Below are 14,437 nucleotides of genomic sequence, written 5' to 3' on the forward strand. Positions count from 1 at the left end.
CCTTCGGCGCGAGAGGGGACCGACGGTGAGGGCGCCGGTGGCAGACCACGCATCGGCGGCCTCCCAGGGGGGATTATGGCAGCGTTCCCGCCCGCTGTGTACCCCGGGCGCCGTCGGCGTGTTGTACCCCGTGGGGTGCGTGCCCTCAGAACAGGGTCGGCTGCACCCCGAGCGTCACCAGAGCCGACTCGGGCGCGACCTCCTCCGGCGCGACCCGTTCCAGGGAAGGCCGCTCCACCGTGCGCCGCTCCACCGTGCGCCGTTCCCCCTGCCCGTCGCGCAGCATCCCGAGCGCCGACGACCGCACGCCGCCGGTCAGCGGATCCTCCTGACCGCGCTCGAGCCGGTGCGCCCGGATGAGCGGCTTGATCCGGGTCGCCAGCCAGGCGCGGTACTCCTTGGGCGCGTACGTGCCGCGGCCGTACATGCTGCGGTACTTCGGCAGTAGCTCCGGGTGCTCACGCCCCAGCCACAGGTAGTACCACTCCTTGACCCCGGGCTTCAGGTGCAGCGCGGTGTAGAGCACGCTGGTCGCTCCGGCCTCCTTGGCTTGGCGCAGCGCCTCGTCCAGATGCGCCCGCGTGTCGGTGAGGTACGGGAGGATCGGCATCAGGAACACCGAGCAGTCGAGGCCGTGCTCGCGGACGGCGGTCACGGTCGCCAGCCGCGCTTTGGTCGTGGGCGTTCCCGGCTCGACCGACTGCTGCAGCTCGTCGTCGTAGACCGCGATCGACATCGCCAGGTCGACCGGAACCCGCGTCGCCGCCTCCGCCAGCCGGTCCAGGTCGCGCCGCAGCAGCGACCCCTTGGTGAGGATGCTGAACGGCGTGCCAGAGTCGGCCAGCGCGTCGATGATGCCGGGCATCAGCGCGTAGCGACCCTCCGCCCGCTGATACGGGTCGGTGTTGGTGCCGAGCGCGACCGGGTGGTGGCCCCAGCTCGGCTTCGTCAGCTCTTTGCGCAGCACGTCGGCCACGTTGACCTTGACGATGATCTCCTGGTCGAAGTCCTTGCCCTGGTCGAGCTCCAGGTAGCTGTGCGTCGGCCGGGCGAAGCAGTACACGCAGGCGTGCGAGCAGCCGCGGTAGGGGTTGATCGTCCAGCCGAACGGCATCGGCCCTCCGCCGCCCGGGATCTTGTTGAGCGCCGACTTGGCGAGAATCTCGTGGAAGGTGATGTTCGCGAACTCCGGCGTGCGCACCGACCGCACCAGGTTGTTCAGCCGGGCGAGACCGGGCAGGGCCGACGGCGTCTCCACCGCCAGTTCCTGCCCGCTCCACCTCATAGGGCTATTCGAACATATGTTCGAATGCCCGTCAAGTCTCCCGCAGTGTGGCGCTCCGCAGCGACACCACCTCCCCCGACCAGCGCTCGCGCAGCCACCGGTCGTGGCTCGCCACCACGACCGCGCCGGGGTACCCGCCGAGGGCGGCCTCCAGTTCGGTCGCGAGGGTGAGCGAGAGGTGGTTCGTCGGCTCGTCGAGCAGGAACACGTGCGGCGGCCGGGCCATGATGAGCGCCAGCGCGAGCCGGCGCTGCTGCCCGACGGACAGCGTGCCGACCTCGCGGTCGAGGTCGCGCGGCGCGATCAGGCTGAGCCCGGCGAGCGGGACCGCCTCCGCGCGCCGCTCGCCCAGCGCCAGCTCGTAGATCCGCCGCGGCGTCTGCGTCGGGTCCGCGAAGCGCACGTCCTGCTCCAAGAGCTCCACACGCAGGCCGCGGCGGCGGTGCACCGTGCCGACGAGCGGCACGATCCGCCCGGCGAGCACCGAGAGCAGCGTCGACTTGCCCGCGCCGTTCGCGCCGGTGACCAGCACGCGCGACTGCGCGTCGATCGCGAACCGGTCGAGCGTCAGCCGACCCGGCACGTGGAGGTCGTCCGCCTGCAGCAGCGACCCGCCCTCGTCGCTCACGGCCTGGAAGCCGGCCGGGATCCCGGAGAAGCCGAGCGGCTTCGGCGGCTTGCGCACCTGCGTGCGGGTGAGTTCGTCCAGCCGGCCGTCCGCGTTGCGCACGCGCCGGCTGATCTGCCGGTCCAGGGTGTTGCCCTTGTACGACTTCACGAACTTGTCGTTGTCGCGCACCTTGCCCGACCAGGCGATCGAGCGCGCGGTCACGTCGACCGCATGCTTGAGCTCCTTCAGCTCGGCCTGCTCGTCCGCGTACTGCTTCTCCCAGCGGTGCCGCTCCGCCGCCTTCTCGGCGAGGTACGCGCTGTAACCGCCGCCGAACACCGTCGTGCCGGAGCGTGTGGGGTCCAGGTCGAGCAGGCCGGTCGCCGCCGAGTCGAGGAACGCGCGGTCGTGACTCGCGAAGAGCACCGGACCGTGCCAGCCGAGGAGCTGCGACTCCAGGAACGCCGCCGCCGCGTCGTCCAGGTGGTTCGTCGGCTCGTCGAGCAGCAGCGCCTCCGGCCGGCCGAGCAGCAGCGCGGCCAGCGCGAACCGGCTGCGCTGGCCGCCGGACACCTCGTCCAGCCGCCGGCCCAGCGGGATGGCGCCGACCCCGAGGCCGTCGAGGAGGGCGTCCCGACGCGCGTCGATCGACCACACCTCGGCGAGCTCCGCCGCCGCGAGGGCGGCGTCGTACCGCGCGTGCGCAGCGGGGTCGTCGCCTGCGAGCGCCGCCGCGGCGGCCTCCAGCTCGCGCTCGATGGCGCGGACGTCGGCGAGGGCGTCCTCGATCAGCGTGGCGAACGTGTCGTCGGGCCGGAAGCGGACCTCCTGCCAGAGGAAACCGACCCGCTTCGGCCGCGAGACGACCCCGGAGTCCGGGGTCTCGGCCCCGGCGAGCACCCGCAGCAGCGTGGACTTGCCCGCGCCGTTCTCGCCGATCAGGCCGAGGCGCGCACCTGGGGCCACAGTGAGGGAGACGTCCGTGAGCGCGCGTCGGTCACCGTAGCTGACGGAGACACCGTCGGCGCGCAGTGGAGTGAGAGTGAGAGTTGGCAATGCGAACCACCTTCCGGGCGCTCCATCACGGAGCAGGCTCCCGCCGGGCGGACTTCCGTCGCGAGTGCGCCGGAGCGCCCGGTGCTGGATGACCAGGCGGCGCATGACCTCTGGGGCCGCTCGTACAACGGCGCCTCGGGCGCGGGACGAGAAGAGGTTCTACTTCATAGCGTGGACGACCATAACAGGTCGCGGACACGGCTGTCCAGCCGATCCGTACCGGAGGGTACGGATCGGCTGCGAACGGCCGGTCGTCAGGCCCGGACGAGCTGACCGGCGGGGCTCTCCACCAGGTCGAGCACCGCTGCGGTCTCGGCCAGCACGCGCGCGGCCTCCTTGGGGCGGTCGTTGAGCGTCGTGCCGACCGTCGGGATGAGCTGCTTCAGCGTCGGCAGCCAGCTCTCGTAGCGGTCGGGGAAGCACTGCTTCAGCAGGTCGACCATGATCGGCACCGCGGTCGAGGCACCCGGGGACGCACCGAGCAGACCGGCGATCGAGCCGTCGGCGGAGGCGATCACCTCGGTGCCGAACTGCAGCACGCCGCCCTTCTTCGGGTCCTTCTTCATCACCTGGACGCGCTGGCCGGCGGTGATGAGCTCCCAGTCCTCCGACTTCGCGGTGGGCATGAACTCCTGCAGCGCCTTCAGCTTCTTCTCGCGGTTGGCGAGCACTTCGCCGACCAGGTACTTGATGAGGGAGAAGTTGTCGCGCGCGACGGCCAGCATCGGGCCGAGGTTGCCGGCGCGGACCGAGCCGGGCAGGTCCCACCAGCTGCCGTTCTTGAGGAACTTGGGGCTGAAGCCCGCGTACGGGCCGAAGAGCAGCGAGGTCTCGCCGTCCACCACGCGGGTGTCGAGGTGCGGGACCGACATCGGCGGGGCGCCGACCGCGGCCTTGCCGTAGACCTTCGCCTGGTGCTGCGCGACGATCTTCGGGTTGGTGGTGCGCAGGAACTGGCCGGAGATCGGGAAGCCGCCGAAGCCCTTGATCTCGGGGATGCCGGACTTCTGCAGCAGGTGCAGTGCGCCGCCGCCGGCGCCGACGAACACGAAGCGGGCGAGCGCCTCGTGCGGCGTGTGACCGACCTCGTGACGGACGCGGATCTTCCAGAGCTCGTCGGGGGTGCGCTTGATGCTGAGGACCTTGTGGTTGAGCGCGAGGTCGGCGCCGTTGGCGACCAGGTCGTCCACCAGCGCGCGGGTGAGCGCGCCGAAGTCGACGTCGGTGCCCGCGGTCTGGCGCGTGGCGGCGATGCGCTGCTTGGGGTTGCGCTTCTTGGTGAGCAGCGGGGTCCACTCGCCGATCGTCGCAGGGTCCTCCGAGTACTCCATGCCCTCGAACAGCGGCTGGTCCTTGAGCGCCTCGTAGCGCTTGCGGAGGTAGCGGACGTTGTCGCGGCCGCGCACGAACGTCATGTGCGGCGTCGCGTTGATGAAGGTGTGCGGGGCCGGCAGGTGGCCCGCCGCGACCAGGGAGGCCCAGTACTGGCGGCTGAGCTGGAACTGCTCGTTGATGCTGATCGCCTTGGCCGGGTCGACGCTGCCGTCGGCCGCCTCTGGCATGTAGTTCAGCTCGCAGAGGGCGGCGTGGCCCGTTCCGGCGTTGTTCCACGGGTTCGAGCTCTCCTGGGCGACGTCGCCCAGGGACTCGTAGATGCGGATGGTCCAGTCGGGCTGGACGCGCTGGATCATGGAGCCCAGCGTCGCGCTCATGATGCCGCCGCCGATCAGGACGACGTCGATGGGGTCAGTGCTCACCCGACAATCCTACGGCGAGCGCGCTCATCCCCTGTCGTCGCGCGGAGATCTGTCTCGATATCGAGACATCCGGTCAGCCGGCGACGCGGCTCGCGAGGCGTTCGGCGACGAGCTCCGCGATCTGCACCGCGTTGAGCGCGGCACCCTTGCGGAGGTTGTCGTTGCTGATGAAGAGCGCGAGGCCGCGGCCCTCCGGAGCGCCCTCGTCCGCGCGGATGCGGCCGACGTAGCTCGGGTCCTGGCCGGCGGCCTCCAGCGGGGTGGGGACGTCGGTGAGCTTCACGCCGGGGGCGTCGGACAGCAGCTCGGTCGCCCGCTCGGGGCTGAGCGGCGACGCGAACTCGGCGTTGATCGACAGCGAGTGGCCGGTGAACACCGGAACGCGCACGCAGGTGCCGCTCACCAGCAGCTCCGGGAGGCCGAGGATCTTGCGGCTCTCGTTGCGGAGCTTCTTCTCCTCGTCGGTCTCGTTGAAGCCGTCGTCGACGATCGAGCCGGCGAGCGGGATGACGTCGAACGCGATCGGGCGGACGTACTTGACCGGCTCCGGCATCGCGACGGCCGAGCCGTCGTGCACCAGCTGAAGCAGGTTCTCGTCGGCCACCGCGGTGCGGATCTGGCCGGCCAGCTCCTCGGCGCCGGCGAGGCCCGAGCCCGAGACCGCCTGGTAGGTGCTCACGATGAGGCGCTGGAGGCCGGCCTCCTCGTGCAGGACCTTCAGCACGGGCATGGCGGCCATGGTGGTGCAGTTGGGGTTCGCGATGATGCCCTTGCGCGCGTCGGCGATGGCCTCGGGGTTGACCTCGGAGACCACGAGCGGAACGTCCGGGTCCATCCGCCAGCCGCTGGAGTTGTCGATGACGATGGCGCCGGCCTCGGCGAACCGCGGAGCGTGCGCCTTGGAGCCGGTGGCGCCTGCCGAGAACAGGGCGATGTCGATGCCGGAGACGTCGGCCGTCTCCACGTCTTCGACGGTGATCTCCTCGCCGCGGAACGGCAGCTTCGTGCCCGCCGAGCGCGACGAGGCGAAGAAGCGGATGCTCTTGACCGGGAAGTCGCGCTCCTCGAGCAGCTGGCGCATCACGCCGCCGACCTGGCCGGTGGCGCCGACGACGGCGATGTCAAGGCCGGGGGTGGTCTCGGTCATGGTGTTGTCCTCCGGGTCGTGGTCTGGAGATTCGGTTCGTGGTCTGAAGAAGGGAACGGGATGGCGACGGCTGCCATTCCCGCGAGCGGCGCGTGCGGCTCAGCGGCCGGTGCCGGCGTAGACGATCGCCTTCTCGTCGCCGTCCAGCCCGAAGGCGGTGTGAACGACGCGGGCGGCCTCCGCCACGGTGTCGGCGCGGGTGACGACCGAGATCCGGATCTCGCTGGTGGAGATCATCTCGATGTTGATGCCGGCCTCGTACAGCGCCTCGAACAGCTTGGCCGAGACGCCCGAGTTGGTGCGCATGCCGGCGCCGACGAGCGCGAGCTTGCCGATCTGGTCGTCGTACTGCAGGGCCTGGTAGCCGACCTCGTCGCGTTCGCTGCTCAGTGCGGTCAGCACGCGCTGGCCCTCCGACTTCGGGAGGGTGAACGAGATGTCGGTGAGGCTGGTGGCCGCGGCGGACACGTTCTGGACGATCATGTCGACGTTGGCGTTGGCCTTGGCGACGATCTTGAAGATCTGCGCCGCCTTGCCCGGGACGTCGGGCACGCCGACGACGGTGATCTTCGCCTCGCTCAGATCGGTGGCCACTCCGGAGATGATCGGCTCTTCCACGGTTCCATCCTTCTTCGCGGCCTCGGCCGCAGCTGCTTCGTTGAGGACGTACGTGCCCACCCGGTTCGAGAACGAGGAGCGCACGTGCAGGGTCACGTTGTGGCGGCGGGCGTACTCCACCGCGCGGATGTGCAGGACCTTCGCGCCGGCTGCCGCGAGCTCCAGCATCTCCTCGCTGGTGATGCGGTCGATCTTGCGGGCGAGCGGGACCTGACGGGGGTCGGAGGTGAACACGCCGTCGACGTCGGTGTAGATCTCGCAGACCTCGGCGCCGAGCGCGGCGGCGAGGGCGACGGCGGTCGTGTCGGAGCCGCCGCGGCCGAGGGTGGTGATGTCGCGGGTGTCGCGGTTGAAGCCTTGGAATCCGGCGACGATGGCGATCGCGCCCTCGTCCAGCGCCTCCTTGATGCGGCCGGGGGTGACGTCCACGATGCGCGCGGCGCCGTGCTGGGCGTCGGTGATCATGCCCGCCTGGCTGCCCGTGAAGGATCGTGCGTCGTAGCCCATGCTCTTGATCGACATCGCGAGCAGGGCCATCGAGATGCGCTCCCCGGCCGTGAGCAGCATGTCCAGCTCGCGCGGCGCGGGGATCGGCGTGACCTCGTGGGCGAGGTCCACCAGCTCGTCGGTGGTGTCGCCCATCGCGGAGACGGCCACGACGACCTCGTTGCCCGCCTTGCGCGTCTCGACGATGCGCTTGGCGACGCGCTTGATGCTCTCGGCGTCGGCGACGGACGAGCCGCCGTATTTCTGAACGATCAGGGCCACAGGCACTCCAGAACTCACGGGAGTGACCATTCTACCGGCCGGGGATATGCCGCCCCCGCCATGTGACGTCAACGGCCGGGGCTGCCGCGGGCGGGTCAGGAGACCTGGCGGCGGCCCTCGAAGGCGCGGCCGAGGGTGACCTCGTCGGCGTACTCGAGGTCGCCGCCGACGGGGAGGCCGGAGGCGAGCCGGGTGACGCGGATCTCGAGCGTGGTCAGCAGGCGGCTGAGATAGGTGGCCGTGGCCTCGCCCTCCAGGTTGGGGTCGGTCGCGATGATGACCTCCTGGACGGTGCCGTCGGCGAGGCGCTGCATGAGCTGCCGGATGCGGAGGTCGTCGGGCCCGACGCCGTCGATCGGGCTGATCGCGCCGCCGAGCACGTGGTAGAGGCCGCGGAACTCGCGGGTGCGTTCGATGGCGACCACGTCCTTGGCCTCCTCGACCACGCAGATGACGTCGGGCGAGCGGCGCGGGTCGCGGCAGATCGAGCAGGTGGCCTGCTCGGAGACGTTGCCGCAGATCTCGCAGAAGCGCACCTTGTCGCGCACCTCGAGCAGCACTTCGGCCAGCCGGGTGACGTCGAAGCTCTCGGTCTGCAGGATGTGGAACGCGATGCGCTGCGCCGACTTCGGCCCGATGCCGGGAAGCCGGCCCAGCTCGTCGATCAGCTCCTGGACGATGCCCTCGTACACGGCGTTACCTCATGCCGTTCATGGGAGGCGCGGGCTGTTCCTCCAGGAAGCGGGCGCCGAGGATCTCGCGCACGACCGCCTCGCCGTAGCGCTGCGGGGCCTGGAAGGTGGGCGTGCGGGCGCCGGAGGCGGGCGCGGAGCGCTCGGCGGCGGGACGCTCGGGGGTGCGCTCGGTCGCGGGACGGTCGGCGGCGGGTCGCTGCGGGGCCTGGCCCTGCGTGCCGGACCGCTCAGGGGCGGCGGCGCGGACCGGGGGCGCTGACTCTGCGACCGGCTCCGACGGCGCGGCGGACCAGTCGCCTGCCGGCTCCTCGGGGACGGCGGACTCGTAGGGCGGCTCGATCTCCTCCGGCGGCTCGAGGTCGTCGGGCGGAAGGTCGTCGGGCAGCGCAGCGGTGGACCGGGCGGGAGCGGCGGGGGCCGGAGCAGCCGGGGACGGAGCGGCGGCGCGTGCCGCGGGAGCCTCGGGCCGTTCCAGGGTGGCCACAGCGGCGGGCGCGGAGGACGGGATCGCGACGGTGGCCCACTCGGTGACCGAGGCCGACGGCGACGATGCCGAAGCGGACGGCGCCGGAGCGGCGGAGGGCGCAGGCGCGGCGGACCCCGCGGACTGCGTACCTCCCGCCTGACGGGAGGTGGACGTCGACGACGCCGGGCGGGCGGCGGCCGTACCGTCTCCATCGGCGCCGGGCCAGGTCGGCGCCTCCGGAGCCGGGGGCGCGCCGGCGGACGGCCGGGCCTGTCCCCCGCCGGACGGAGCGCCGTCGGCTCGCGCGATGAACTTGACCCGGATGCCCAGGATGTCGATGATCGCCTGGCGCAGGTACTCGCTCACGCTCTGGCCGCCCTGCGACTGCGGCTGGCGGAAGCTCTGCACGTCGTTGTCGCTCGGGAACGACAGCGTCAGCACGTCGTCGTTCAGCGACCGGACCTGGGCGGTGAACACGACCATCCACGCACTGCGCTTGGCACGCTGGACAGCGTCGAGGATCTGCGGCCAGGAATCCTTGACCTGCTGCGTGCTGACCGCGCCGACGGCGGCGGGCGCCGCAGGAGCCGCGGGCGCGGCCACCGGCTCGGGAACGGCGGGCGCCGGGACCGGTTCGGGAGCCGGCTTCGCCGCCTTCGCAGCGGGCGCGACGGGTTCCGCGGCGGCCGGCGGCGAGGCCGGAGCGGCCACCCGCGCCGAAGCAGCCGGCGCGGAAACGGGAGCAGGAGCAGGAGCGGAAACGGGAGCAGCTGCCGCTGGGGCCACCGGCGCAGACGTAGCGACGCCAGCACCATCCCGCGCCGCACCGGCGTCGCTCACCCCGACCCGTCGCTCCAGCCGCTCCACGCGCGCCAGGGCCCCGCGCTCGCTGTCGTCGCTCGACGGCACCAGCACGCGGGCGATCATCAGTTCCAGGTGCAGCCGCGGCGAGGTCGCGCCGGTCATCTCGGTGAGCGCGGCGTTCACGATGTCCGCGGCCCGGCTGAGTTCGGCCGCGCCGAACTTCATCGCCTGCACGCCCATCCGGTCGAGCTCGTCCTGCGGCACCCCGCGCAGCACCGCGGCGGCGCCGTCGACGCTCGTCGCGGCGACCACGATCAGGTCTCGGAGCCGCTCCAGGAGGTCGTCCACGAAGCGCCGCGGGTCCTGGCCGGTCTGGATGACCCGGTCGACCGCGGCGAACGCTCCGGCGGCGTCGCGCGCGGCGATCGCGTCGATGACCTCGTCCAGCAGGGCGGCGTGCGTGTAGCCGAGCAGCGCGACCGCGCGCTCGTACTCGATGCTGCTGCCCTCGGAGCCGGCCATGAGCTGGTCGAGCAGCGAGAGCGTGTCGCGCGGCGAGCCGCCTCCCGCGCGCACGACGAGCGGCAGCACACCGGGCGCGACCGTCATCCCCTCGCTGTCGCACAGCTGCTGGACGTACTCCAGCATCTGCGCGGGCGGGACGAGCCGGAACGGGTAGTGGTGGGTGCGCGAGCGGATGGTGCCGATGACCTTCTCGGGCTCCGTGGTCGCGAAGATGAACTTCACGTGCTCCGGCGGCTCCTCCACGATCTTCAACAGGGCGTTGAAGCCCTGCGGCGTGACCATGTGCGCCTCGTCGAGGATGAAGATCTTGTAGCGGTCGCGGGCGGGGGCGAAGATGGCGCGCTCGCGGATGTCGCGGGCGTCGTCCACACCGTTGTGGCTCGCGGCGTCGATCTCCACGACGTCGAGCGACCCGGAGCCGTCGCGGCTCAGCTCGACGCAGCTCTCGCACTTTCCGCACGGGGTGTCGGTCGGCCCTTCCGCGCAGTTGAGGCAGCGGGCGAGGATGCGGGCGGATGTGGTCTTGCCGCAGCCGCGCGGCCCCGAGAACAGATAGGCGTGGTTGACCCGGTTGGTGCGCAGCGCCGTCATCAGCGGCTCCGTCACCTGCGACTGGCCGATCATCTCGGCGAAGGTGTCAGGCCGATAGCGGCGATACAGAGCGGTTACCACCCACACATGCTACTTGCCGCCGCCGACAATCCGGCCGCCCCGCGAAGACTCCCGGGCAACCCCGATCGGCGCGGGCTCCGCCGGGGCCGGATTCAGTGCCCCGGCACCGACGACGGCGCGGTCAGCGCGACCATGATGTCGGCCCAGAGCGCCTCCCGCGCCCGCTCCGTCGGCTGAGCCGCGAGGGCCGCAGGAAGCAGCAGCGGCGTGTAGGGCGGCAGGTAGAACAGATGCGTCGCGCCGGGCGCCTTCAGGTACGCGTCGCCCTCCCGCGCCGGCCGCTTGAGCGCGGCGGCGTCGAGCCACGCGCAGCCGTTCGCGAGCTCCTCGTCGTGTCCGGCGCAGCCGAGCACCACCGGCCCCGGGATGCGCTGGACGTCCAGCACCGCGGCAGGCGCCGGGTCGTGCGTGCCGGTCGTGCACGGCACCCAGTCGCCGCCGACCGTCACGGCCGGGCTCGGCACCGGCGACGGGCAGATGAGCCCCGTGGTCCCGCCCGGGGCGATCGCGCCGTACACGGTGCCCGGATAGGCGGAGGCGGCCCAGAGCGCGAGCGGAGCGCCGCGCGAGGCGCCGAAGGTGAAGATGCGCTGGTCGTCCACGCCAGGCTGCGACCGGAGCCAGTTCACGGCCGACAGGAACCGTTCGGCCGGGAGGCTGCGCAGCGGGTCGACCTGCCCGGCCGACCCATAGGTGGAGAGGTCGAGCGTCGGGAACCCGTAGGCCGCCAGCGTCGCCGAGACGAGCACGCCGGTCGGCTCCCCCGGGTCGGTGCCGTCGAACACGATGATGCCGGGCCGGAGGCCCTCGGCCGAGCTGGTCGGCTGGAAGAAGTCGCCGGTGATGCCGTCGTCGAACACCGCCCGCGACGGCGCCGCCACCGACAGGCCGGTGCGCTGCACCCGGGTCTTGGCGACTCGGCGTCCGTCGACGGACGCCTGGAGGTCGACCGAGAAGGACGCGCCGCCCCAGGTCACGTCGGAGGTCGCCGCCTCCCCTGTGCTGCTGCGCATCGTCCAGAACAGGCCCATCCCGTCCGCCCCGCTGAAGGGCGCCTCCAGCGGGACGTCCCGTGCCAGGTCGACCACGCCGTCCGCGGGCACGGCGTAGACCGCCTGCGACGACCAGAGGCCGCCGGGGACCAGCGACGCACGGATCGTGACCTCCTGGCCGGGCGGCAGCGCGAGGATCTGGATGCCGACAGGCTGCCACACCGGGCTCGGGTTCAGACTCACCTCGAAGCGCGGCCCCGCCGCCCCCTGCTGTTCGCCGCAGCCCGCCAGCCCCACCGCGGCCAGGACGACGCCGGCCAGCGCCGCGAGCACGCGGCGCGCGGCGCGGCGGGTCCTCCCGGCGGGGTTCACGGTCCGATGGCTCCTTCCAGCAGCGCGGTCACCCGGGACCAGAATGCCACTCTGGCGTCCTCCGTCGCCTGCGCCGTGGCCGGTGGGAGGCCGTCGAGTCCGATGGGCAGCATCGGCGGCGCGCTCAGCTCGTGCGCCGAACCCGGGGCGATCAGCGTCTCCCCCAGCGCCCGCGCCCCGCGCTCGTCGGCACCGGCGCGGGTCCAGTCGCACGCGCTCGGGAGCAGTTCGTCGGCCGTGCCGCAGGCGAGCAGGAGCGGCCCGGGGATGCGGTTCAGCGGGAGGATGGGCGTGTCCGCGATGCGGCGGTTCGGGCTCGCGCACGGCACAGGGCGGCCCTCGCTCAGGAGCGTGGGCGCGCCGGACGACGAAACGCACAGCTCGGCGGTCGGTCCGCTCGCGGCGATGGCGCCGTAGACCGTCTGCGGCTCTCCTGCCGCGAACCAGAGCGCCAGCGGTGCGGCGCGGCCGGTGCCGTAGACGACGATGTGGTCCGGATCCACGCCCGGATCGCGCGCGAGCCAGGCCCGCGCGGCGTCGAAGGCCTCCACCGAGAGGGCGGCCGAGCCGGGGATCTGCCCCTCCGGACCGAAGGCGGGCAGCACGAGCACGGGAAAGCCGATCGCGGCGATCCGGCGCGCGGCGAAGGCGGCGGACGCGGCGTCGCCGTCACCGTCGATGAGCACGACGCCTGGTCGCGGGTGCACGAGCGTCGGCAGCGGGGTGAACAGCGTGCCGGTGCGCAGCGCCTGGCGCTGATCGGCGGTGAGGCCCGTTCCGGCCGCGGCGGCGGCCTGCGCGAGCGCGTCGACCGTCACCGCGCGCTCGACGCTCTGGGCGGCCAGCGGCGTGCGCGGCACCTCTGCGACCGCGACCCTGGCGCCCTGCTGCTCGGCGGTCAGCTCGACCCGCACCGGCCCCTCCGCCCAGGCCCGTTCGAGCTGCGACTGGCTCAGGGCGGGGCCGGACATGCTCCAGAACGGCGCGGCCGCGTCCGGTCGCACGTAGGGGGCGGTGATCGGCTGCTGGGAGGAGAGCGCGACCCGCCCGCTGGGCGGCACGGCATAGACCGCTCGGGAGGTCCACGTGCCGGCCGTCGTGGTCGCGGCGGCGCGGAGGACGACGTCCTCCCCCGGCGTCAGCCCGGTGAGCGAGACGACGACCGGGTCGGCCGTGGCGTTGCCGAAGCGTGCGACGACGATGCGGGCGCCGCCGGCCGGGGCGACGCAGCCGGCGAGGGCCGCGACCGCGGCGACGGCGGCAGCGACGGCGAGAGCGCGCGCACGCCTTCTCACGACAGCACCGCCCGCAGCAGCAGCTGCCCCACCGCGTTCCAGAAGGCGATCCGCGCCTGCTCCGTCGCCTGGCCGTCGGCGCCCGATCGGTCGCCCGGCGCGGGCAGGGCGATGGGGAGGCCGGGCGGCACCGTCACCGCGTGCGCGGCGCCGAGGGTCACGAGCAGCTTGTCGCCCGCGCGCGGCGTCCGGCTCGCGGTGAGCTCCTGCTGCACAGCGCACGCGGCGGGGAACACCCGATCGACCTGCCCGCAGGTCAGCACGACCGGCCCGTTCACGCGCAGCGGCGGCGCGGACGTCGTCCCGACTCCCGGGCTGCGCTCGCACGGCACGCCCACGCTGCCCTCGAAGACCGGCGACGCGCTGGAGCCCGCCAGGCAGAGCAGCTCGGCGGGCCCGGCGCCGCCGAACAGCCCGTGCAGCCGGGTCGGGAAGCGAGTGGCCGCCCAGATCGCGAGCTGCTCGGACGCGCCGGTACCGTAGACGAAGACGTGGCGTGCGTCCACCGACGCCAGCCGGTCCATCCAGTCGAGGACCGCGCTGATCGTCCCGGCGTCCGTCACCGTCGACAGGTGCACCCCGTCGGCCGAGGTCATCGGGACGACGAAGACCGACGCGCCGAACTGCGACAGCAGCGCCGCCGTGAAGGCCGCCGACGCCCCCGGCGTCGGATCGTCGAACATCAGCACGGCCGGCCCGGTCGGCCGCTCGATGGACGACGCGTCGTAGAACCGGCCGACCGGCACGTCCTCGTGCGTCTCGTGCGGCGGGGGCGTGACGTCGGCGGACGGTTCGAGGTCGTGCGTGTACACCGTGCGGCCGTTCAGGGTGCCGCCCAGGCCCTCCAGCCGGAAGGTGCGCCTGGCGACCACCCGGTCGCCGTCGCTGGCGGTCAGCGTGACCGCGTTCGTGTCGTGCATCCACTGCTGCGCGAGCTCCGCTGAGCCGAGCGTCGGTCCGCGCAGCGACCAGAACAGGCCGGCCGAGTCCGGCTCGGCGAACGGCGCGAACAGCGGTTTGTCGCGCGCGAGGTCGACCGTGCCGTCGCCGGCGACGTCGTAGCTGGCGGCCGACGTCCAGGTGCCGCGGGCGGAGTCGAGGGAGGCCGTGATCCGCACCCTGGTGCCGGGCTCGGCGTCGATCAGCTCGAGCGGGACCGGCCACAGCACGGAGCTGTAGCGGATCAGGGGCGGCGTGATGAAGCGCGGGCCGACCTGGTCGCCGTCAGCGGCGCAGCCGGTCAGCGCAGCGCCGGCCGCGAGCACGGTGGCGAGCACCGCGGCGACGATGGCGGCCAGCGCCGGCCGCAGCCCGGCCGCCCGGGTGGTCCTGTCGTCCCGCCCGGCTTCCACGCCGCGCCGCCGCATCGTGCACC

The 14,437-nt window shown here is 72.8% G+C and carries 10 protein-coding genes; all 10 read right to left on the reverse strand.

The genetic code is table 11. The annotated features are described in order from the left end of the window. Positions 1–145 precede the first annotated feature (145 nt). Complete coding sequence (locus AC1ROW_RS07310; RefSeq protein ID WP_493018169.1) at positions 146–1,285, reverse strand: Rv2578c family radical SAM protein; 1,140 nt, start codon at positions 1,283–1,285, stop codon at positions 146–148. A gap of 31 nt (positions 1,286–1,316) precedes the next feature. Next, positions 1,317–2,951 (reverse strand): ABC-F family ATP-binding cassette domain-containing protein, encoded by a 1,635-nt coding sequence (locus AC1ROW_RS07315; RefSeq protein WP_493018170.1) that lies wholly within the window; start codon positions 2,949–2,951, stop codon positions 1,317–1,319. Positions 2,952–3,205: 254 nt separating this feature from the next. After that, positions 3,206–4,708, reverse strand: coding sequence for a malate:quinone oxidoreductase (locus tag AC1ROW_RS07320; protein ID WP_493018171.1), 1,503 nt, complete (start codon positions 4,706–4,708; stop codon positions 3,206–3,208). Positions 4,709–4,781: 73 nt separating this feature from the next. Further along, positions 4,782–5,855: an aspartate-semialdehyde dehydrogenase gene (locus AC1ROW_RS07325; protein ID WP_493018172.1), complete on the reverse strand. Its 1,074-nt coding sequence runs from the start codon at positions 5,853–5,855 to the stop codon at positions 4,782–4,784. Between the two features lie 99 nt (positions 5,856–5,954). Beyond that, positions 5,955–7,241: an aspartate kinase gene (locus AC1ROW_RS07330; protein WP_179609606.1), complete on the reverse strand. Its 1,287-nt coding sequence runs from the start codon at positions 7,239–7,241 to the stop codon at positions 5,955–5,957. A 95-nt stretch (positions 7,242–7,336) separates the two neighbouring features. Continuing rightward, the gene (gene recR, locus AC1ROW_RS07335; RefSeq protein ID WP_369960909.1) at positions 7,337–7,933 is read right to left on the reverse strand and encodes a recombination mediator RecR; all 597 of its coding nucleotides are present in this window, start codon (positions 7,931–7,933) and stop codon (positions 7,337–7,339) included. Positions 7,934–7,937: 4 nt separating this feature from the next. Then, on the reverse strand, positions 7,938–10,403 hold the full coding sequence (locus tag AC1ROW_RS07340) for a DNA polymerase III subunit gamma and tau (RefSeq protein ID WP_493018173.1): 2,466 nt from the start codon (positions 10,401–10,403) through the stop codon (positions 7,938–7,940). A gap of 92 nt (positions 10,404–10,495) precedes the next feature. After that, the gene (locus AC1ROW_RS07345) at positions 10,496–11,767 is read right to left on the reverse strand and encodes an acyl-CoA thioesterase/BAAT N-terminal domain-containing protein (RefSeq protein ID WP_493018174.1); all 1,272 of its coding nucleotides are present in this window, start codon (positions 11,765–11,767) and stop codon (positions 10,496–10,498) included. Next, a complete protein-coding gene (locus AC1ROW_RS07350; protein ID WP_493018175.1) occupies positions 11,764–13,062 on the reverse strand; it encodes an acyl-CoA thioesterase/bile acid-CoA:amino acid N-acyltransferase family protein in 1,299 nt (432 codons plus the stop codon). Before AC1ROW_RS07350 ends, AC1ROW_RS07345 begins: the two co-directional genes overlap by 4 nt. Continuing rightward, on the reverse strand, positions 13,059–14,414 hold the full coding sequence (locus AC1ROW_RS07355) for an acyl-CoA thioesterase/BAAT N-terminal domain-containing protein (RefSeq protein WP_493018176.1): 1,356 nt from the start codon (positions 14,412–14,414) through the stop codon (positions 13,059–13,061). Before AC1ROW_RS07355 ends, AC1ROW_RS07350 begins: the two co-directional genes overlap by 4 nt. Positions 14,415–14,437: the final 23 nt, after the last annotated feature.

The sequence above is a fragment of the Leifsonia sp. GW821-FHT13C09 genome (assembly GCF_058806435.1).

Excerpts from the sequence above, each read along its gene's own strand:
- AC1ROW_RS07310 (WP_493018169.1), bottom strand. The coding sequence starts at position 1,285 with ATGAGGTGGAGCGGGCAGGAACTGGCGGTGGAGACGCCGTCGGCCCTG.
- AC1ROW_RS07325 (WP_493018172.1), bottom strand. The coding sequence starts at position 5,855 with ATGACCGAGACCACCCCCGGCCTTGACATCGCCGTCGTCGGCGCCACC.